The sequence below is a fragment of the Nocardioides bizhenqiangii genome (assembly GCF_034661235.1).
GTDB lineage: Bacteria > Actinomycetota > Actinomycetes > Propionibacteriales > Nocardioidaceae > Nocardioides > Nocardioides bizhenqiangii.
This window is the reverse complement of the sequence record NZ_CP141059.1, coordinates 2,223,179-2,243,914: the sequence shown is the minus strand read 5'-3', so window position 1 is coordinate 2,243,914 and position 20,736 is coordinate 2,223,179. Positions and strand designations below refer to the sequence as shown.

The following is a 20,736-nucleotide window of genomic DNA, read 5'->3' as shown; positions in this document are numbered from 1 at the left end:
GATTCGAGCCTATCAGTCAGATCAGGAGGATCGGGCCATCTGGAGCAGCTCGCGGGCGTGGGCGAGTGCGGAGTCGGATCCGGCCATCCCCGCGAGCATCCGGGACAGCTCCTGCTCGCGGCCCGCGTCGTCGAGGGTCGTGAGCCCGGAGCTGGTGACCGTGCCGTCGGAGGACTTCTCGACCACGACGTGGCGATCGGCGAACGCGGCCACCTGCGGCAGGTGGGTGACGACCAGGACCTGCGCGTGCTCGGCGAGGGCGGCGAGGCGGCGGCCGATCTCGACGGCGGCGGCCCCGCCGACGCCGGCATCGACCTCGTCGAAGACGAACGTCGGCACCGGATGGGTGTCGGCCAGGCAGACCTCGACCGCCAGCATCACGCGGGACAGCTCACCGCCGGACGCGCCCTTGTGCAACGGGCGCAGCTCGGACCCGGTGTTGGCGGCCAGCAGGAACTCGACCTCGTCGACCCCGTGGCTGTGGAACCTGACCCAGTGGTCACCGACGAGCAGCGCGTCGGCCGGCGGGTTGCCGGCGTCCGGGGGCGCCGGGGTCTCGCGCTCCCGGACCTGGATCTCCATCCGGGCGTCCGGCATCGCCAGCAGGGCCAGCTCCTCGGTCACCGCGGTGGAGAGGCGTTCGGCAGCCTCGCGCCGGGCGGCGGTGAGGATGGCCGCTGCCTCCGCGAGCGCGCTCCTCAGGGTCACCCGCTCCGCCGCCAGCCGCTCGATGGTCTCGTCGGTCGCGTCGAGCTCGAGCAGCCGGCGGGTGGCCTGCTCTGCCCAGGCGAGCACCGCGTCGACGCTGTCGCCGTACTTGCGGGTGAGCGCCACCAGGGATGCCCGGCGCTCGGAGACGCCCGCGAGCCGGGCCGGGTCGGTGTCGATGCCCGAGGCGTAGGACGCCACGTCGGCGGCGAGATCGGACAGCAGATAGGTGACCTCGGCGACCCGGTCGGCGAGCTCACCAGCCTCGGGGTCGTGCTCGCGGACGCTGTCGAGCTGACCGCGGGCAGCAGCCACGGCGCCGAGCGCGTCGGGCGCGTCGTGATCGCTGGACAGCGCCTCGCGCGCCTGCTCGGCTGCCGTGCGCAGGGTGTCGGCGTGACCGAGCCGGGCTTCCTCGGCGGCCAGCTCGTGGTCCTCCCCCGGTCGCGGTGCGACGGCTTCGATCTCGTCGACCCCGAACCTGAGGAGGTCCGCCTCGCGGGCGCGCTCCCTGGCGGTGGCCACGACCTCGGCCAGCTCGCGCTCGGTCGCGACCAGCCGCTCGTAGAGCTGCTGGTAGTGCTCGAGCGGGCCGGCGGCGGCCGTACCGGCGAAGACGTCGAGCGCGGCGCGTTGGGTGCTGGCCTTGAGCAGCCGGTGCTGGTCGGACTGCCCGTGGACGGCGACGAGCGGCTCGGCGAGCTCGGCCAGCGTCGCCACGGGGACGCCGGCACCGCCGACGTAGGCGCGCGACCGGCCCTCGGCGCTGACGTTGCGCGCCAGCACGACCGTGTGGTCCTCGACCTCGCCGCCCGCGTCCTCGACGGCGGACGCGAGACCCTCGAGCCGGTCGGCGCTGACGACGCCCTCCACCCGGGCCTGCCGGGCGCCGGCGCGGACGGCACCGCTGTCGGCGCGACCGCCGAGCAGCAGCCCGAGGGCGGTGACGACCATGGTCTTCCCGGCGCCGGTCTCGCCGGTCACGACCGTGAACCCGGGACCCAGCTCGAGGGTGGACGACTCGATGACGCCCAGCGAGCTGATCCGGAGCTCTTCGATCATCGGTGGTCACCCCCGGGGGGTCGGTGGCGGTAGCCGTGGTCCAGGTGCGTGCATCGCAAGGCGGCGGCGCGCCGGCATACCGAGTCGTCTACCAAGCGTCGCCAACGCAGCGAGGTGCGTGCCTGGGCCGCGGGGACTGTTGGCGAACCTCCGGGGGTGATCACCGAGGCTCGTCGCCTGTCGTGCGGTGCTCGCGACGCCGCTCCGCGCTGCCGCGCCAGCCCTCGACCGACAGCCCGAACTTCGCCACCAGCCGGTCGGCGAACGGCGCCTGGTGGAGGCGCACCAGGCGGACCGGGCGCAGTCCGCGGCTGACCTCGATCCGGGCACCCGGCGGCAGGTCGAAGTTTCGTCGCCCGTCGCACCAGAGGACACCCGCGCCCTGGTTGCCGGCCAGGACCTCGATCGCGATCACCGACGACGGCGCGACCACCATCGGCCGCGCGAAGAGGGCGTGCGCGCTGAGCGGGACGATGCAGAGCGCCTCGACCTGGGGCCAGACGATCGGGCCGCCGGCGCTGAAGTTGTAGGCCGTGGAACCGGTGGGCGTGGCGCACACGACGCCGTCGCAGCCCCACCGCGAGAGCGGCCGGTCGTCGATCTCGACCACGACCTCCAGCATCCGTTCCCGTGCGGCCTTCTCGACGCTCGCCTCGTTGACGGCGAACGTCGAGTAGACCAGCTGGCCGTCGAGGTAGGCCCGGACGTCGAGCGTCAGCCGGTCCTCGGTCGTGTAGCGCTGGTCCACGATCGCTTCGATGGTGGCCGCCACGTCCTCGTGCTCGGCCTCGGCCAGGAAGCCGACGTGTCCGAGGTTGACGCCCAGCACCGGGGTCAGCCGCTTGTGGGTGACCTCGGCCGCCCGCAGGATGCTCCCGTCGCCTCCGATCACGACAGTGAGCTCGCAGCCGCGGCTGGCGTCCGTCTCGGAGTCGGTGAGCTCGACGGCCGGGTCGTAGGCGGTGGGCTCGACCTCGAGGTCGGCCGCCTCCGACCGCAGCAGCCGGACCACGATCCCGTGCGCGCTGAGCTCCTTGACGAACGCACGCGCCACGTCACGGGCGTCGCTGCGCCTGGTGTGGGCGAGCACGAGCACCCGGCGAGGGGTCGTCGTGTCGTAGCCGGCCGGCCCGGTGGACGTCGTCACGGGATCAGTCTGACCTATCCCACCGTCATGGTGCGTCGGAGCCGGTGCCGCGGTGGACGACCGTGGCGATCTCGTCCTCCGTCACGGTCGCCGGCCCGCGCCGTAGCCACAGGAAGAACTCGACGTTGCCGGAAGGCCCTGGGAGCGGGCTCACCGTCACTCCGTGGGCGCCCCAGCCCCGCTCGTCCGACGCCGCCGCGACGCCGAGCACTGCCTCGGTGCGCAGTGCCGGGTCACGGACCACGCCGCCCTTGCCCACCCTGTCCTTCCCCACCTCGAACTGGGGCTTGACCATCAGCACCACGTCGCCCTCCGGCCGGGTCACCCCGAGCAGTGCCTCCAGCACGAGCGCGAGCGAGATGAAGGAGAGGTCGGCGACGACCAGGTCCACCGCCCCACCGATGACGTCGGTCGTCAGCGCCCGAACGTTCTGCCGGTCGTGGACGACCACCCGCGGATCCCGTTGCAGCGACCAGTCGAGCTGGCCGTAGCCGACGTCGACCGCGACCACCTCGGCCGCCCCCGCACGTAGCAGCACGTCGGTGAACCCACCGGTCGAGGCACCGGCGTCGAGGCAGCGTCGCCCGGTCACCTCCAGCCCACCTGGTCCGAACGCGGCCAGCGCGCCCAGTAGTTTGTGCGCGCCGCGGGACACGAAGTCCGGACCGTGCTCACCCTCGGTGACCACGATCGCGACGTCCGTGGTGACGCCGGTCGCCGGCTTCGACGCGGTCGTACCGGACACGCGCACCCTGCCGTCCGCGATCAGCTGGGCGGCCCGCTCCCGGGACGGTGCCAGCCCACGACGGACGAGCTCTGCGTCGAGCCGGAGTCGGCGCGGCGGCATCAGGTCACACCCCGACTACTCCGGCGATTCGTCCAAGGCCTGTCGCAATTGCTGGTGAGCGGTCTCGAACGCCGCCGCGTGCTCCTCGAGCGGACGGGCGTCGAGGCCGGCCACGAGGTCGAGCACGGTGTCGATCGAGTCGATGCCGGTCGGCGCCGGAATGCTGTCCGCGACCACAGGTTCCTCGGTCATGCGGCGAGACTACCGCCCGACCGTGGCCGCATCAGGGATCCTCAGCGCCGTGATGTCGGCCACCGTCCCGGTGGCGTCCAGGTGTGCCCAGCCGGCCGCCGCGACTGCCCGCCACCAGTCGTCCACCGACCCTCCGCCGACCACGCTGAGGCGCCCCTCCTCCACGACCGCATGCCAGTCGCCGACGGTCCAGCCGCTCCCGTCCGCAACCGGCGACGGGTGCGGGGCCAGCAGCCCGCCGAGGTCCGCGGAGAGGTACGTCGGACGGTGCTCACGCCGCGCGGACACGAGCTCGGCGATCCCGGTGACCCCGGTCATCACCAACAGCGAGTCCACCTCCGCGTTGTGGGCACCTTCGATGTCGGTGTCGAGCCGGTCCCCCACCATCAGCGGCCGCTCGCCACCCACGCGGCGCATCGTCTCGTCGAGCAATGGTCGCTCCGGCTTGCCCGCCACCACCGGCGTGACGCCGGTGAACCTCGCGAGGGTCTCCACCAGCACACCGTGTCCCGGGGCCACGCCGAACTCCGTGGGGATGGTCAGGTCGGCGTTGCTGGCCAGCCACGGCAGGCCGTCGCGCACCCGCACCCCGATCCGCATGACGTCGCGCCACAACACCTCCGGCCCGTAGCCGCTGACGACGGCGACCGCGTCGTCCTCGGCCGCCACGGGCACCAGCCCGGCCTCCAGCAGCGCGGCCTCGAGCCCGGGGCCGCCGAGCCGCACCACCCGGGCTCCGGAACCGAAGCGCTCGAGCAGCAGGTGCGCGGCGGCCTGCGCCGACGTGACGACGTCTTCCGCGTCGGCCGGCACGCCGAGCTCGCTGAGGTGCGCTGCCACCGTCTCAGGCGGCCGCGCCGCGTTGTTGGTGATGAACGCCGACCGCATGCCGGTCGCCCGCGCCGCGCGCAGGTGCTCCGCGGCGCCCGGCACCGGGTCGCGGCCGACGTAGACGACTCCGTCGAGGTCGAGCATCGCCAGGTCGTAGGCGACGGTCAGAGGATCGGTCGATGCGGCCAACACGGGGTCAGCCTCTCAGGTCCTCCTGCATTCCTCCGTACGATGCCCTGATGGACTCCGGACAGGTGGTGACGCCGCCTTACGTCGCCGGTCCGCTCAGGCTCCTGCCGTTTCCGGGTCTGATGCTCGCGCCGCACCGGGTCGGGGATCCGTCGACCGGCCGGGCGTTCGCCCGTCCGTACCGCGGGGTGGCCGCCCGGTTGGTGCGGTGGCAGACGCGCGGCCTCGTCCGCCGCGACCGCGACCCCGCGCTCTACCTCCACGAGTACACCGCGGGCGGCATGACCATCCGCGGGCTCGTCGGCGCCCTTGACGTCTCGCGACGGGCCACCCGCGCCGAGGATCGCGCGGTGCTGCCGCACGAGGGCATCCACCCGGCGCAGGCCGACGACCTCGCCGACCGGATGTCGGAGATGGGGCTCAACCCGGCACCGATCCTCCTCGTCCACAGCGGCACGCCGCGGCTGCGCGAGCTCACGGGTGGCGTGCTCGAGGCGGCGCCGGACCACCAGTTCACCGACCGGTCCGAGCAGCAGCACCGCATCTGGGCGATCCGGGAGCCGGCGGTGCTCGCCGACGTCGCTGACGAGCTGCGCCACACCCGGGCGCTGATCGCCGACGGCCACCACCGGTACGCCGCCTACCTGCGTCTCCAGCGGCGCGAGCCGGGCGGCCCGTGCGACCAGGGGCTGGCGATGCTGGTCGACCAGACCGCGACGCCGCTCTTCCTCGGGCCGATCCACCGCAGCCTGGCCGGCACATCCCTTGACGACGTCCGCAGTGCGGCCGAGAGCCTGGGCATGAGGTGCACCACCCGCTCCCAACCCGAAGCAGTGGCTGCCCTCGGACCGAGCACGCTCGCCGCCACCGACGGCACCGAGTGGGTCGTCGTCGACCTCGCCGTACCGCCCGATCGCGCGGCCGTGGAGCTCCTGCACCGCCAGCTGGTGCCGGCGCTCCCCCACGGGCCGTCCAGCATCGGTTACCACCACACGGTCGACGACGCGCTCGCGAACGCTCATCCCCGGTCGAGCATCGCGGTGCTGATGCCGGCGCCGGCGGTGGACCTCGTCCAGCGCATCGCCGAGGCCGACCGGCTGCTCCCCGAGAAGGCGACATCGTTTCAGCCCAAGCCCAGCCTCGGGGTCCTCATCCGGTCTCTGCGCGACGAACCAGCCGCGCCGAGCTGATCTCGACCTCCACTCTCGACGCCGTCACGCCACCGGCGCGGAAGAAGCGTCGGCGCAGCGCGCCGTTCACCTCCACCTGGTCGCCCGGGCGCCACCCGCCGACCGCGCGGCGAGGCCGCGCCTCCCACGCGCAGCAGTCGAGGACGTCGACGCTCTGCCCGCGCCCACCGTCCGGCCGCGCCCGCACTGTCACCCGCGGCACGACGACGCGCACCACGCACAGCTCGTCGCCACTCGGCAGCACGCGGCGCTCGGGCTCACCCGACACCGTGCCCGCGAGCCGCACCTCGTTTGCTCGTCCTTGGCCGTTGACGGCCTTCTTCTTCGTGCTCATCCGGCACCTCCTTCGCCAACCAGCAAACGGAGCACTTCCGACAAGCGGGCCGAGCGCGCCCGCCCACCTGTGGATGATCACGACGCCGCGCGGGACCTGTGGACGCGAAGTGGCTCTTCACGAAGTGGGGTGTGGCGGGGCTCGGCATCCCATGCGGGCCGCGGGCGATGATGTGGGCGTGGAGTATGTGTCCAGAGTGCCGCGACCGCCGCTGGAAGGCCTGATCGACGACCTGTACTACCTGGAGGGCGCCCCGCCGTACTCCCGGCTGATTCTGCCGGCGGCGCCAGCGCCGTTGCTCATCGTCAACGTCGGAATGCCGTTCCTCATCCGCGCCGGCACGGCTGTCGAGGCGGCGGAATACGTCGATGGCTGCGTCGTCACGACACCCACTCGCGCGTGGGAATTCAGCTACCCACCCCGGACCCGGTCCGTCGGCGTGCACTTCAAGCCGTGGGGGCTGGCCCCGTTCCTGCCGATGCCCGCGGCCGACCTGTGCGACCGGCCGGCGACGGTGGCGCAGATTTGGGGCCAGGCGGCGATTGCCGAGCTGCGAGACCGGCTGACCACAGCGGACGCACCGCACGAGATGCTGACGCTGCTCGAAGATGAGCTGACGCGACGGCTGCGGGAGATCGACGGCCTGGACCTCGTACGTCAAACGAGCAGTGCCATCGCGGCGACCGGCGGAGCGGTGCCGATCAGCGACCTCGGCGTGGCAGGCCGCGCCAGCAGCACCTACGTGGCGAGGCGGTTCAAGGCGGTCATCGGTGTCACGCCGAAACGGCTGGCTCGCAGCTACCGCTTCACGTCCACCGTGTTGGCGATCGACGTCGCTGCACCGATCGACTGGGCCGACGTCGCCGCCCGCGCGGGATACTCCGACCAGGCCCACTTCGTCCACGAGTTCCGGGAGTTCACCGGGCTCACGCCGACCCGGTACGTCGAAGTCCGACGGCGATTCCTGCGCGATCATCCCGGCCACGTGCTGGACGGCTGGCCACTGCCGGCCGATTGATTTCTTACAAGAGCGACCACTCACCTACACGCAAGACTTGGGACTCCAAACAGAGGAGGAACCCATGGGGAACGTGGTCATGAATGCGTCGGTCTCAATGGATGGCTTCATTGCGGCTGAGAACGACGACCCCGGTCCGCTGTTCGAGTGGTTGGTCAGCGGTGATGTGCCGCTGGACGACAGCGGCGTACTGAAGGTGTCGCAGACGTCCTACGACCACATCCGGCCCTATTGGGACCAGATCGGGGTGACGATCGCCGGCCGCCACGTCTTCGACCTGACGGACGGCTGGGACGGGACGCCGCCGAGTGGGGTCGACCACGCGGTCGTCGTGACGCATCGGCCGGCGCCCGAGGGCTGGGACCCGGAGGCGCCGTTCCACTTCGTCGACAGCATCGAGGCAGCCCTGGCCAAGGCGCAAGAGCTTGCGGGTGACCGCGTTGTCGAGGTCGCCGCTGGCGACGTCGGTGGCCAGGTGCTTGCCGCGGGTCTGGTCGACGAGGTGCGCATGGACGTTGCGCCCGTCGTCTTCGGGTCCGGCAAGCGCTACTTCGGCTCCGTCGACGCGCAGCACCTGTTGGAGGATCCGGACGTGGTGATTCAAGGGAGCCGGGTGCTGCACCTGCGCTATCGGGTGCGCCGTTGACCGAACTGAGCGGGTACGCGAAGAAGAGCAGCGTCGAACGTGAGGAGCCCGCAAAGTGGAATGCGGGCCGAAAAAGCACAACGGGCGACCAGATAACTGGTCGCCCGTTGGCAATGGTATGTCCGGCGGCGTCCTACTCTCCCACAGCCTCTCGGTTGCAGTACCATCGGCGCTGGCAGGCTTAACTTCCGGGTTCGGGATGGGTCCGGGTGTTTCCCTGTCGCTGTGGCCGCCGTAACTTTATGAACCCCTTGGGTTCCAGCCGGGTTTGGGTGTTGTCTCCCGGTGGTGGGGTTGGATTGTGTGGACGCGTGTTTGCGGTGGTCGGTGTTGTATCTACCCGTGTATAACGGGGTGTTGTTTGTGTCTTGCGCATTCGCCCCGGCTGGCACGTCCAACGGTGGTTTGTTGGTTGTGTTGGGGGTTTGTGTGGCAAGTGTTCGGCCTATTAGTACCGGTCGGCTGGGCATTGCTGCTGTACACCTCCGGCCTATCAACCCAATAGTCTGTTGGGGGCCTTACACCCTCAAAGGGGTGGGGAAACCTCATCTTGAAACGTGCTTCCCGCTTAGATGCGTTCAGCGGTTATCACTTCCGAACGTAGCTAACCAGCCCTGCACCTGGCGGTACAACTGGCACACCAGAGGTTCGTCCATCCCGGTCCTCTCGTACTAGGGACAGCCTTTCTCAAGTTTCCTACGCGCGCGGCGGATAGGGACCGAACTGTCTCACGACGTTCTAAACCCAGCTCGCGTGCCGCTTTAATGGGCGAACAGCCCAACCCTTGGGACCTACTCCAGCCCCAGGATGCGACGAGCCGACATCGAGGTGCCAAACCATCCCGTCGATATGGACTCTTGGGGAAGATCAGCCTGTTATCCCCGGGGTACCTTTTATCCGTTGAGCGACACCCCTTCCACATGGTGGTGCCGGATCACTAGTTCCGACTTTCGTCCCTGCTCGACATGTCTGTCTCACAGTCAAGCTCCCTTGTGCACTTACACTCGTCACCTGATTGCCAACCAGGCTGAGGGAACCTTTGAGCGCCTCCGTTACTCTTTAGGAGGCAACCGCCCCAGTTAAACTACCCATCAGGCACTGTTCCTGGACCAGATCATGGCCCTAGGTTAGACATCTAGTACGACCAGAGTGGTATTTCAACGTTGACTCCACCGCCACTGGCGTGGCGGTTTCATAGTCTCCCACCTATCCTACACAAGCCGAACCAAACACCAATGCCAAACTATAGTAAAGGTCCCGGGGTCTTTCCGTCCTGCCGCGCGTAACGAGCATCTTTACTCGTAGTGCAATTTCGCCGAGTCCATGGTTGAGACAGCGCCCAAGTCGTTACTCCATTCGTGCAGGTCGGAACTTACCCGACAAGGAATTTCGCTACCTTAGGATGGTTATAGTTACCACCGCCGTTTACTGGGGCTTAAATTCTCAGCTTCGCACACCATACATGTAGAGGGTGTGCTAACCGGTCCTCTTAACCTTCCAGCACCGGGCAGGAGTCAGTCCGTATACATCGTCTTACGACTTCGCACGGACCTGTGTTTTTAGTAAACAGTCGCTTGGGCCTGGTCTCTGCGACCCTCCCCGCGTCCCCCAGCTAGTGGGTTGACGGTTCGGGTCCCCCTTCTCCCGAAGTTACGGGGGCATTTTGCCGAGTTCCTTAACCATGGTTGTCTCGATCGCCTTGGTATTCTCTACCTGATCACCTGAGTCGGTTTGGGGTACGGGCGGCTCGTGGCTCGCTAGAGGTTTTTCTCGACAGCATAGGATCACCCACTTCCCCCATACGGGGTCGGCATCACATCTCAGACTTGCCTCGCGGCTGCGACCCGGATTTGCCTGGGCCACGTCCTACCTGCTTACCCACGCTCTACCATCGGCGTGGTTGGGCTACCTTCCTGTGTCACCCCATCGCTTGACTACTACCGGATCGGATCCCACGCTCCGCACCCGCCCCACACCCCCGAAGGAGCATGGTTAACGGATGTTTCGGGTGGTTAGCATCACCGGGCTCGTCATGGGCGCCACTTCGCCGGTACGGGAATATCAACCCGTTGTCCATCGACTACGCCTGTCGGCCTCGCCTTAGGTCCCGACTTACCCAGGGCAGATTAGCTTGACCCTGGAACCCTTGATCATTCGGCGCACGGGTTTCTCACCCGTGATTCGCTACTCATGCCTGCATTCTCACTCGTGTCACATCCACGCCTGGATCACTCCGACGCTTCGCCCGTGACACGACGCTCCCCTACCCACCCACACCCCTGAACCAAGCAACCCCGAAGGGCGCCGGCTTGGGTATTGTGTGGATGCCATGGCTTCGGCGGACGGCTTGAGCCCCGCTACATTGTCGGCGCGGAATCACTTGACCAGTGAGCTATTACGCACTCTTTCAAGGGTGGCTGCTTCCAAGCCAACCTCCTGGTTGTCACTGCGACTCCACATCCTTTTCCACTTAGCCGCCCCTTAGGGGCCTTAGCCGATGGTCTGGGCTGTTTCCCTCTCGACTACGAACCTTATCGCCCGCAGTCTCACTGCCACGCTCTCACTTACCGGCATTCGGAGTTTGGCTAACGTCAGTAACCTGGTCGGGCCCATCGGCTATCCAGTGCTCTACCTCCGGCAAGAAACACGCAACGCTGCACCTAAATGCATTTCGGGGAGAACCAGCTATCACGGAGTTTGATTGGCCTTTCACCCCTATCCACAGGTCATCCCCTCCATTTTCAACTGAAGTGGGTTCGGTCCTCCACGCCGTCTTACCGGCGCTTCAACCTGCCCATGGATAGATCACTCCGCTTCGGGTCTAGAGCATGCGACTGAACCAAATAAATGGTAACGCCCTGTTAGGACTCGCTTTCGCTACGGCTACCCCACACGGGTTAACCTCGCCACACACCGCTAACTCGCAGGCTCATTCTTCAAAAGGCACGCCATCACCACCACACCCCAAAGGACGTGGCTCGGCTCTGACGGATTGTAGGCGCATGGTTTCAGGTACTATTTCACTCCCCGCCAGGGGTACTTTTCACCTTTCCCTCACGGTACTGGTCCGCTATCGGTCATCGAGAAGTATTTAGGCTTAACGGGTGGTCCCGCCAGATTCACACACCATTCCAGGAGTGGCATGTTACTTGGGAAACACTCACGGAGTCACCACCTTACGTCTACGGGGCTATCACCCGCTCCGGCGCAGCTTTCCAACTGCTTCGACCTCAATGATGATTTCTAACTCCGCACATGCTCAGCAGCGCATGCACGAGTGCTCCCACGACCCCCATACCGCAACCCCTGCCAGGTATCACACGATATAGGTTTAGCCTGATCCGATTTCGCTCGCCACTACTCTCGGAATCACTATTGTTTTCTCTTCCTACCGGTACTGAGATGTTTCACTTCCCGGCGTTCCCTCCACACACCCTATTTCATTCAGGTGCAGGTAACTGGACACAACTCCAGCTGGGTTTCCCCATTCGGACATCCCCGGATCAACGCTCGGTTGCCAACTCCCCAGGGCATATCGCAGGCTCCCACGTCCTTCATCGGCTCTCGATGCCAAGGCATCCACCATGCGCCCTTACCAACTTGCCACACAAACCACCAACACACACAACAAACAACACAGCATGTATCAGTATGAACGGTCTGCGTGAATCAAAATGATCAAGACACAAAACGATATACAACACTACAAACGTCACACGCCAGACAACACAACCCCAACCACACCCCACCAAACAACAACGGGGGCCAAGCCAGGGCAGACATCCAGTGCGTGATGCTCGCGTCCACTATCCAATAATCAAGTACCAAGAGCCCTACCAGCCCCCGCCGCCCATCACAGGCAACCGGCGTCTGATGCCTCAGACACCCAACAGCGCATCATGCAGATCTACTCACCCATCAGCTCCCCCAGGGTCAAACCCGAAGGGAACAGGGCTGTCGTGGTGTTCCACTAGTGAACACCCCATATCGCAGCCGGCTCGTTCGGCCGACCGTCTTGGGTGTGCTCCTTAGAAAGGAGGTGATCCAGCCGCACCTTCCGGTACGGCTACCTTGTTACGACTTCGTCCCAATCGCCAGCCCCACCTTCGACGGCTCCCCCTGTAAACAGTTGGGCCACCGGCTTCGGGTGTTGCCGACTTTCGTGACGTGACGGGCGGTGTGTACAAGGCCCGGGAACGTATTCACCGCAGCGTTGCTGATCTGCGATTACTAGCGACTCCGACTTCATGGGGTCGAGTTGCAGACCCCAATCCGAACTGAGACCGGCTTTTTGGGATTCGCTCCCCCTCACGGGATCGCAGCCCTTTGTACCGGCCATTGTAGCATGCGTGAAGCCCTGGACATAAGGGGCATGATGACTTGACGTCATCCCCACCTTCCTCCGAGTTGACCCCGGCAGTCTCCCATGAGTCCCCAGCCACCCGAAGGTGCTGCTGGCAACATGGAACGAGGGTTGCGCTCGTTGCGGGACTTAACCCAACATCTCACGACACGAGCTGACGACAGCCATGCACCACCTGTACACCAGTATCAAAGAGACCCCTATCTCTAGGGGCTTCCGGTGTATGTCAAACCCAGGTAAGGTTCTTCGCGTTGCATCGAATTAATCCGCATGCTCCGCCGCTTGTGCGGGCCCCCGTCAATTCCTTTGAGTTTTAGCCTTGCGGCCGTACTCCCCAGGCGGGGCGCTTAATGCGTTAGCTACGGCACGGAACCCATGGAATAGGTCCCACACCTAGCGCCCAACGTTTACGGTGTGGACTACCAGGGTATCTAATCCTGTTCGCTCCCCACACTTTCGCTCCTCAGCGTCAGGTAATGCCCAGAGAACCGCCTTCGCCACCGGTGTTCCTCCTGATATCTGCGCATTTCACCGCTACACCAGGAATTCCATTCTCCCCTGCATACCTCAAGTCTGCCCGTATCGAAAGCAAGCACCCAGTTAAGCTGGATGTTTTCACTCCCGACGCGACAAACCGCCTACGAGCCCTTTACGCCCAATAATTCCGGACAACGCTCGCACCCTACGTATTACCGCGGCTGCTGGCACGTAGTTGGCCGGTGCTTCTTCTGTACCTACCGTCACCACCCCAAAAAGGACAGCTTCGTCGGTACTGAAAGAGGTTTACAACCCGAAGGCCGTCATCCCTCACGCGGCGTTGCTGGATCAGGCTTCCGCCCATTGTCCAATATTCCCCACTGCTGCCTCCCGTAGGAGTCTGGGCCGTGTCTCAGTCCCAGTGTGACCGGTCACCCTCTCAGGCCGGCTACCCGTCAAAGCCTTGGTAGGCCATTACCCCACCAACAAGCTGATAGGCCGCGAGCACATCCCCAGCCGAAAAAACTTTCCACGCAGATCCCATGCAGGACCACGTCATATCCGGTATTAGACACCCTTTCGAGTGCTTATCCCAGAGCCAAGGGCAGATTACTCACGTGTTACTCACCCGTTCGCCGCTCGTGTACCCCCGAAGAGGCCTTACCGCTCGACTTGCATGTGTTAAGCACGCCGCCAGCGTTCGTCCTGAGCCAGGATCAAACTCTCCATAAAAAGCTGATACCCAGCAAACAAAACAAAACTGACCATTCATTGCCAGAATCATTCAACTTGCCAAAAAACCACGACACCCACACCAAAAGCGCGAATGCCGCAAACAAATCACAACGACATAAATTGCATGACACACTGTTGAGTTCTCAAACATCACACGCGCTCGGAGTCCGGCTCACGCCGGTCCTTCGGGGCAACCTGTGAAACTTTACCGGTGTCGGTTAGGGCCGTCAACTCCGCGACACCTTCGTGTTGCGGGCGTTTCTCGGCCGCCGAGCCCGGCGGCGTCCAGGCACACGACGGACCAGGGACCTGTTGCCTCTCGGCGGGTTTGGGAGCCGCGTGCTGCGACGAGGAGGAAGTTAGCAGGATGCCGTGGGCCCCTGCCAAATCGGGGTGCACCTCGAGCTCGAACGGTGGCTCAGAAGCCCTCGGCCAGGCGGTGGCGGCGGTACGGCGACACCGTCGGGTCCCCCACGATCCAGAACCGCCAGGGCCGGTCGGCCGCTCGCCGCAGGCCGGTCCGCGGTCCGCTCGCGATCTCGCCCCGGGCCTCCCCCGGCGTCAGCGTGATCTCGCCGCTCGTCAGGTCAGTGCCGTAGTGGTCGAGCAGGATCCCGAGGGCCCGTCCGAGCCGGCCCGGCCCACGCGCCAGGTCCCGATCCGCGGCGCCGGGGCGGAACGTCCGAGCGACCTCGATCCCGTCGACCACCTCCCCGGCGCGCATCAGCACCCCGCCGGGCGTGCCGTCCGGACCGACGCTGACGTTGGCACAGACGTGGACGCCGTGGCTCAGGTAGCAGTAGAGGTGGCCGGGCGGTCCGAACATGACCCGGTTGCGCGCCGTCGGCCCCCGGAACGAGTGGGAGCCCGGGTCGTCCGGGCCGGCGTACGCCTCGACCTCCGTCAGTCGGACCGCTACCGGGCCGTGCCGCAGCACCGCGCCGAGCAGGCGCGGGGCGACCAGCTCGACCGGCCCGTCGAGCAGGTCAACGAGCGCGCTCACGTACCCCCTTCAGGAGGGCACGAGCACCGGCGACCCGCGCGCGCAGCTCGCCGAGCTGTTCGCCGACCCGCACCGGCGCCGTGCCGCCGCGACCGTCGCGCGACGCCACCGACCCCTCGACGGTGAGCACGGCGCGCACCTCGGGAGTGAGCGTCGGTGAGATCGCCGCGAACTGCTCGTCGGAGAGCTCGTGCAGCTCGATCCCGAGCTCCTCGCACTCCCGCACACACGCGCCGGCGACCTCGTGGGCGACACGGAAGGGCACGCCCTGACGGACCAGCCACTCGGCGATGTCGGTCGCGAGCGAGAACCCCTGGGGCGCGAGCTCGGCCATCCGGTCGGCGTTGAACGTCAGGGTCGCCACCTGTCCGGTGAACGCGGGCAGCAGCACCTCGAGAGTGTCGATCGAGTCGAACACCGGCTCCTTGTCCTCCTGGAGGTCCCGGTTGTAGGCCAGCGGCAGTGCCTTCAACGTCGTCAGCAGCCCGGTCAGGTTGCCGACCAGGCGGCCGGCCTTGCCTCGGGCCAGCTCGGAGATGTCCGGGTTCTTCTTCTGCGGCATGATGCTGGACCCGGTCGACCAGGAGTCGTGCAGCGTGACGAACCCGAACTCCTTGGTCGCCCAGAGGATCACCTCTTCGGCGATCCGGCTGATGTCCACGCCGACCTGGGCGGCGACGAACGCGAACTCCGACACGAAGTCGCGAGACGCGGTGCCGTCGATGGAGTTGGCGGTGGAGCCGGTGAAGTTGAGCTCACGCGCGACCAGCTCGGGGTCGAGGCCGAGGCTCTGGCCGGCGAGCGCGCCCGAGCCGTACGGCGAGTCCGACTCGACCCGGCGCCGCCAGTCGGCGAGCCGGTCGACGTCACGCAGCAGGGCCCAGGCGTGGGCCAGCAGGTGGTGTGAGAGCAGCACCGGCTGCGCGTGCTGCAGGTGCGTGCGCCCCGGCATGACGGTGCCGATCCCAGGGGGGCCGAGATGCTGCTCGGCCTGCCCGGCGAGCGCGTCCACCAGGTCGAGCAGCAGGGCACCGACCGTGAGCGAGTGGTCGAGCAGGTACCACCGGAAGAGCGTCGCTATCTGGTCGTTGCGCGAGCGCCCGGCGCGGATCTTGCCGCCGATGTCGGGCCCGACCTCCTCGATGAGCAGCCGCTCGAGAGCGCCGTGCACGTCCTCGTCGGACGGGTCCGGGACAAGCGTGCCCTGGGCGAACCGCTCGGCGAGCACGTCGAGACCACGGTGCAGCTCGGCCTCCTCCTCGGGACTGAGGAGCCCTGCCGCAGCCAGGGCCTTGGCGTGGGCGTGCGAGCCGCCGATGTCGTAGAGCCCGAGCCGCCAGTCGAAGTGGGTCGACCGCGACAGCGCCTCGAGCTCCGGTGACGGTCCGCCGGCGAACCGGCCGCCCCAGAGCTTGCCCGCGCCCGTACTGCCCGTGCCGCTCACGCCGCTCCTCCGATCACGTCGATCGCCAGCCGCATCGCGTCCGGAAGCTCCGCCGACGCGGCGGTGCCGTCATCCTCGAGATCCCCCGGGGTCCACCAACCGGAGCCGAGGACGTTGCCGGTCTCCTCCTCGACGAGGTGGTCGAAGCTGACGTCGACCGATTCGGCGAGCGGCATCGCGAAGAAGTGCGCGTCGTTGACGTAGTCGCGACCAGCCCAGGTGAACGGCTGGTCGGCACGCAGCAGCGGGCCCACCAGTGACTCCGGGTCCATCACGATTCCGGTCTCCTCCCGCAGCTCGCGCACCGCCGCCTGGACGAGCGTCTCACCGGGGTCGACCGCGCCGCCGATGCTGCCCCAGTAGAGAACGCCGGGGTTCGCTGGGTCCTGCTCGTGCAGCAGCAGCACGCGGCCCTCGGGACTCACCGGGAGGACCCGGGCGGCAAGGCGCTTGGCAGTGATTCCCATCAGTCGTTCCCGGACTCCATCGCTGCGTCCTCGAGCAGGAGCTCCTCCTCGCCGGTCAGGTCCGGGTTGGCCGCGATCTGCTCGGCGCCGCCGGCCTCGATCTCGCCGTAGAGGACGCCGTTCTCGACGGCGACCAGCCCCTGGTGGATGGGCTGGTCGGCGTACTGCTCCAGCTTGGCGCGGGAGTCGGCGATGTCGAGGTTGCGCATCGTGAGCTGGCCGATCCGGTCGGTGGGACCGAAGACGGCGTTCTCGGTGCGCTCCATCGACAGCTTGTCGGGGTGGTAGGAGAACGCGGGTCCGTCGGTGCGCAGGATCGTGTAGTCCTCACCGCGCCGCAGCCGCAGCGTGACCTCGCCGGTCACCAGCGACGCGATCCACCGCTGGATCGACTCGCGGAGCATGAACGCCTGCGGGTCGAGCCACCGACCCTCGTAGAGGAGCCGTCCGAGCCGTCGGCCGCTCGTGTGGTAGTTCTCGACGGTGTCCTCGTTGTGGACGGCGTTGAGCAGCCGCTCGTAGGCGATCCAGAGCAGCGCCATGCCGGGTGCCTCGTAGATCCCGCGCGACTTGGCCTCGATGATCCGGTTCTCGATCTGGTCGGACATGCCGAGACCGTGCCGGCCGCCGATGGCGTTGGCCTCCATGACCAGGTCGACCGCGGCACTCTCTCCTGCGTAGCGCCGGCCGTTGATGGCGACCGGCCGGCCGGCGTCGAACGAGATGGTGACGTCCTCGGGCGCGATCTCGACCGAGTGATCCCAGAACTTCACGCCCATGATCGGCTCCACCGTCTCGAGCGACACGTCGAGGTGCTCGAGGGTCTTGGCCTCGTGGGTGGCGCCCCAGATGTTGGCGTCGGTGGAGTAGGCCTTCTCCTTGCTGTCCCGGTAGGGCAGGCCGTGCTCGATGAGCCACTGGCTCATCTCGGTCCGGCCGCCGAGCTCGCTGACGAACTGCGGGTCCAGCCACGGCTTGTAGATCCGCAGCTCCGGGTTGGCGAGCAGTCCGTAGCGGTAGAACCGCTCGATGTCGTTGCCCTTGAACGTCGAGCCGTCGCCCCAGATGTCGACGCCGTCGTCGTGCATCGCCCGGACCAGCATGGTGCCGGTGACCGCGCGGCCGAGCGGCGTGGTGTTGAAGTACGAGCGGCCGCCGGAGCGGAGGTGGAAGGCGCCGCAGGCCATCGCCGCGAGCCCCTCCTCGACCAGCTCGCGACGGCAGTCGACCGCTCGGGCGATCTCGGCGCCGTACTCCAGGGCGCGGGCGGGTACGCCGGAGATGTCCGGCTCGTCGTACTGCCCGATGTCGGCGGTGTACGTGCACGGCACCGCGCCCTTGTCGCGCATCCAGGCCACGGCGACAGAGGTGTCGAGGCCGCCGGAGAAGGCGATGCCGACGCGCTCGCCCAGAGGCAGGGCGGTGAGGACCTTGGACACTTACTGGTTCCTTTCGGCAAATGCGGTGAACTGGTGGGCGAGGGCGTCGCCACCCGCCGGGTCGCGACCGATGACGAGCACGGTGTCGTCACCGGCGATGCAGCCGAGCACGTCGGGCAGCTCGACCTTGTCGATCGCGCTCGCGAGGAACTGCGCCGCACCCGGCGGGGTGCGGAGCACGACCAGGTTGGCGCTCGCCTCGACGCTGGCCAGCAGCTCGGCGCAGAGCCGGGCCAGCCGGTGGTACGCCGCCGCGCTCTCGCCGTGGACGGGCGTGCGGTCGCCGCCCTCGGCGGGGACCGCGTAGACCAGGGTGCCGGACGACAGCCGGACCTTGACCGCGTCGAGCTCGAGCAGGTCGCGGCTCAGGGTGGCCTGGGTGACGTGCACGCCGCGGCCGCCGAGCAGCTCGGCGAGCTCGGCCTGGGAGCGCACCTCACGGCTGCCGAGCAGGTCGATGATCAGCTGCTGGCGGGCGCTCTTGGTCAGCGGGGTCAGCGCGCGCTCACTCATGATCGCTTCGCCTCCAGCCAGGCCAGGATCGCCTTCTGGGCGTGGCGTCGGTTCTCCGCCTCGTCCCACACGACGCTTTGCGGGCCGTCGATCACCTCAGCGGCGATCTCCGAGCCGCGGTAGGCCGGGAGGCAGTGCATCACGATCGCGTCGGGTGCGGCGTGGGTCATCAGCTCGGAGGTGACGGAGTACGGGGCGAAGGTCGCCCGCCGCGCCTCGGCCTCGTCCTCCTTGCCCATCGAGACCCAGGTGTCGGTGACGACGACGTCGGCCCCGGTGACCGCGGCGACCGGGTCATCGGTGACTTCGGCGGCTCCGTGGGCGGGTGCGCTGCCCTCCGGGCAGCCGAAGGTCACCTGCATGCCGGCGATCGCGCCGGCCAGCGCCCACGAGTTGCCCATGTTGCACGCCGCGTCCCCGAGGAAGGCGACCTTGAGCCCGGAGAGCCTGCTCTTGTGCTCCTGGACGGTCAGCAGGTCGGCCAGCAGCTGGCAGGGGTGGAACTCGTCGGTGAGTGCGTTGACGACCGGCACGCCGGCGTGCTCGGCCATCTCGTCGATCCGGCTCTGCTCGAAGGTGCGCCACACGATCGCGGTGGCCTGCCGGCCCAGCACCCGGGCGACGTCGGCGACCGACTCGCGCTTGCCGATTCCGGCGAGGTTGCCGTCGACCAGCATCGGGTAGCCGCCCAGCTCGGCGATGCCGGCCGCGAACGATGCCTGCGTGCGGAGGGTCGGTTTGTCGAAGATCATCGCCACGGTGCGCGGACCGGCGAGCGGCTGGTGCGCGAAGGGCGCCGACTTCAGTGTCGCGGCGAGGGCGAGCACCTCGGCCTGCTCGGCCGGGCTGAGGTCGTCGTCGCGCAGGAAGTGCCTCATGCGTCCCCCTCGGTGGTCGAGCCTGTCGAGACGCCGACGCCGGCGGCGTCGAGGATGGCGGGCCACGCCGCGAGGAATCCGTCGACGTCCGAGTCCGTCAGCACCAGGGGCGGCGCGAGCCGGATCCGGTCGGGGGTCGGGGCGTTGACGATGTAGCCGGCGTCCTGCGCCGCTGCGACGACGTCTGCAGCCTTGGCCTCAGCCAGGTCGAGGCCGATCAGCAGGCCGGCGCCGCGGACCTCGGTGACGCGCCGGTCGGCGGCCAGGCCGTCCCGGATCCGCGATCCGAGCCGGGTGACGTGGTCGAGCAGGCCGTCGGCCGTGATGGTGTCGAGGACGGCGAGGGCGGCCGCGGCCGCCACCGGGTTGCCGCCGAACGTGGTGCCGTGGTTGCCGGGGTCGAAGAGCTTGCCGGAGCCGCCGGTCGCGATGCAGGCGCCGATCGGGATGCCGCCGGCGAGGCCCTTGGCGAGGGTGACGATGTCGGGGGTGACGGGTCCGCTCACGAGGTCCGGGTGCTGGTGCGCGAACCACGCCCCGGTCCGCCCGACGCCGGTCTGCACCTCGTCGAGCCAGAGCAGGGCGCCGTGCTCGTGCGCGATCCTTTGGGCGGCGGGCAGGTAGTCGGTCGGAGGTGCGACGACGCCGGCCTCCCCCTGGACCGGCTCGACGAGCACAGCGGCGGTCCGCTCGTCTACCGCGGCGTCGAGCGCGGCGATGTCACCGTAGGGCACGAAGACCACGTCGCCGGGCAGCGGCTCGAACGGCTCGCGATAGGCGAGCTTCGAGGTCAGCGCGAGAGCGCCCATGGTCCGGCCGTGGAAGCCGCCCTCCGTGACGACCACCTTGGTGCGGCCGGTGCGCCGGGTGAGCTTGAACGCCGCCTCGTTGGCCTCCGCGCCGGAGTTGGTGAAGAAGACGTGCGCCTCGGTGCCGAGCAGTGAGACCAGTCGCTCGGCAAGCTCGATCTGCGGCTCGCTGGCGAAGAAGTTGGAGATGTGGCCCAGCGTCTGCAGCTGCTCGGTCACGGCCTTGGTCAGCCGTGGATGGTTGTGCCCGAGGGCGTTGACGGCGATGCCGCCGAGCAGGTCGACGTACTCCCGGCCGTCGGCGTCCCACACGTGCGCGCCGTCGCCCCGGGTGAGGACCAGCTTCGGCGGGCCGAAGGTGTTCATCAGCGCGCCGGCGTACCGCTCGGTCCAGGCTTGCGTGGCGGTCATGTTGTTGGGGTCCCCGTCGGGTTGTTCGCTGGA

Annotated in this window: 16 protein-coding genes and 3 rRNA genes; 3 read left to right on the top strand and 16 right to left on the bottom strand. The window is 67.7% G+C overall.

The features are described from left to right. Positions 1-21 precede the first annotated feature (21 nt). From recN to SHK19_RS10780, 5 genes are all read right to left on the bottom strand, one after another. Positions 22-1,770 carry a DNA repair protein RecN gene (gene recN / locus SHK19_RS10800; RefSeq protein ID WP_322938642.1) on the bottom strand — a complete coding sequence of 583 codons (1,749 nt, stop codon included), beginning with the start codon at positions 1,768-1,770 and terminating at the stop codon, positions 22-24. 160 nt (positions 1,771-1,930) lie between these two features. Continuing rightward, complete coding sequence (locus tag SHK19_RS10795; RefSeq protein ID WP_322938641.1) at positions 1,931-2,917, bottom strand: NAD kinase; 987 nt, start codon at positions 2,915-2,917, stop codon at positions 1,931-1,933. Positions 2,918-2,942: 25 nt separating this feature from the next. Beyond that, positions 2,943-3,764: a TlyA family RNA methyltransferase gene (locus SHK19_RS10790; RefSeq protein WP_322454971.1), complete on the bottom strand. Its 822-nt coding sequence runs from the start codon at positions 3,762-3,764 to the stop codon at positions 2,943-2,945. Positions 3,765-3,779: 15 nt separating this feature from the next. Then, positions 3,780-3,956 (bottom strand): hypothetical protein, encoded by a 177-nt coding sequence (locus SHK19_RS10785; protein ID WP_322454970.1) that lies wholly within the window; start codon positions 3,954-3,956, stop codon positions 3,780-3,782. Between the two features lie 9 nt (positions 3,957-3,965). Continuing rightward, on the bottom strand, positions 3,966-4,979 hold the full coding sequence (locus SHK19_RS10780) for an HAD-IIA family hydrolase (protein WP_322938640.1): 1,014 nt from the start codon (positions 4,977-4,979) through the stop codon (positions 3,966-3,968). A 47-nt stretch (positions 4,980-5,026) separates the two neighbouring features. On the opposite strand from SHK19_RS10780, the gene SHK19_RS10775 reads away from it, so the two are divergent. Continuing rightward, a complete protein-coding gene (locus SHK19_RS10775; RefSeq protein ID WP_322454968.1) occupies positions 5,027-6,166 on the top strand; it encodes a DUF1015 family protein in 1,140 nt (379 codons plus the stop codon). Here SHK19_RS10775 and SHK19_RS10770 read toward each other — a convergent pair. Then, the gene (locus SHK19_RS10770; protein WP_322454967.1) at positions 6,126-6,500 is read right to left on the bottom strand and encodes a single-stranded DNA-binding protein; all 375 of its coding nucleotides are present in this window, start codon (positions 6,498-6,500) and stop codon (positions 6,126-6,128) included. The genes SHK19_RS10775 and SHK19_RS10770 overlap by 41 nt on opposite strands. A 151-nt stretch (positions 6,501-6,651) precedes the next feature. Between SHK19_RS10770 and SHK19_RS10765 the strand changes: the two genes are divergently transcribed. Continuing rightward, positions 6,652-7,518 carry a helix-turn-helix domain-containing protein gene (locus SHK19_RS10765; protein ID WP_322938639.1) on the top strand — a complete coding sequence of 289 codons (867 nt, stop codon included), beginning with the start codon at positions 6,652-6,654 and terminating at the stop codon, positions 7,516-7,518. 64 nt (positions 7,519-7,582) lie between these two features. Further along, complete coding sequence (locus tag SHK19_RS10760) at positions 7,583-8,164, top strand: dihydrofolate reductase family protein (RefSeq protein ID WP_322454965.1); 582 nt, start codon at positions 7,583-7,585, stop codon at positions 8,162-8,164. A gap of 120 nt (positions 8,165-8,284) precedes the next feature. On the opposite strand, the gene rrf is transcribed toward SHK19_RS10760, so the two are convergent. The 10 genes from rrf to SHK19_RS10710 all read right to left on the bottom strand — a co-directional run bounded on the left by rrf (position 8,285) and on the right by SHK19_RS10710 (position 20,703). Continuing rightward, positions 8,285-8,401: ribosomal RNA gene (gene rrf / locus SHK19_RS10755) — 5S ribosomal RNA — on the bottom strand. Between the two features lie 191 nt (positions 8,402-8,592). Then, a 23S ribosomal RNA gene (locus tag SHK19_RS10750) occupies positions 8,593-11,770 on the bottom strand. A gap of 426 nt (positions 11,771-12,196) precedes the next feature. Then, positions 12,197-13,736: ribosomal RNA gene (locus SHK19_RS10745) — 16S ribosomal RNA — on the bottom strand. Together the 16S, 23S and 5S rRNA genes form the textbook arrangement of a ribosomal RNA operon. A 421-nt stretch (positions 13,737-14,157) precedes the next feature. After that, a complete protein-coding gene (locus SHK19_RS10740; RefSeq protein WP_322938638.1) occupies positions 14,158-14,742 on the bottom strand; it encodes a DNA-3-methyladenine glycosylase in 585 nt (194 codons plus the stop codon). Next, positions 14,726-16,186: an argininosuccinate lyase gene (gene argH, locus SHK19_RS10735; protein WP_322938637.1), complete on the bottom strand. Its 1,461-nt coding sequence runs from the start codon at positions 16,184-16,186 to the stop codon at positions 14,726-14,728. Before argH ends, SHK19_RS10740 begins: the two co-directional genes overlap by 17 nt. Continuing rightward, the gene (locus SHK19_RS10730; RefSeq protein ID WP_322938636.1) at positions 16,183-16,653 is read right to left on the bottom strand and encodes an NUDIX hydrolase; all 471 of its coding nucleotides are present in this window, start codon (positions 16,651-16,653) and stop codon (positions 16,183-16,185) included. The genes argH and SHK19_RS10730 overlap by 4 nt, the downstream gene beginning before the upstream one ends. Beyond that, positions 16,653-18,092, bottom strand: a complete 1,440-nt coding sequence (gene argG, locus SHK19_RS10725) for an argininosuccinate synthase (RefSeq protein WP_322457008.1) — start codon at positions 18,090-18,092, stop codon at positions 16,653-16,655. Before argG ends, SHK19_RS10730 begins: the two co-directional genes overlap by 1 nt. Then, complete coding sequence (locus SHK19_RS10720) at positions 18,093-18,605, bottom strand: arginine repressor (RefSeq protein ID WP_322938635.1); 513 nt, start codon at positions 18,603-18,605, stop codon at positions 18,093-18,095. After that, the gene (argF, locus tag SHK19_RS10715; protein ID WP_322938634.1) at positions 18,602-19,483 is read right to left on the bottom strand and encodes an ornithine carbamoyltransferase; all 882 of its coding nucleotides are present in this window, start codon (positions 19,481-19,483) and stop codon (positions 18,602-18,604) included. The genes SHK19_RS10720 and argF overlap by 4 nt, the downstream gene beginning before the upstream one ends. Next, on the bottom strand, positions 19,480-20,703 hold the full coding sequence (locus tag SHK19_RS10710) for an acetylornithine transaminase (protein WP_322457011.1): 1,224 nt from the start codon (positions 20,701-20,703) through the stop codon (positions 19,480-19,482). Before SHK19_RS10710 ends, argF begins: the two co-directional genes overlap by 4 nt. Positions 20,704-20,736: the final 33 nt, after the last annotated feature.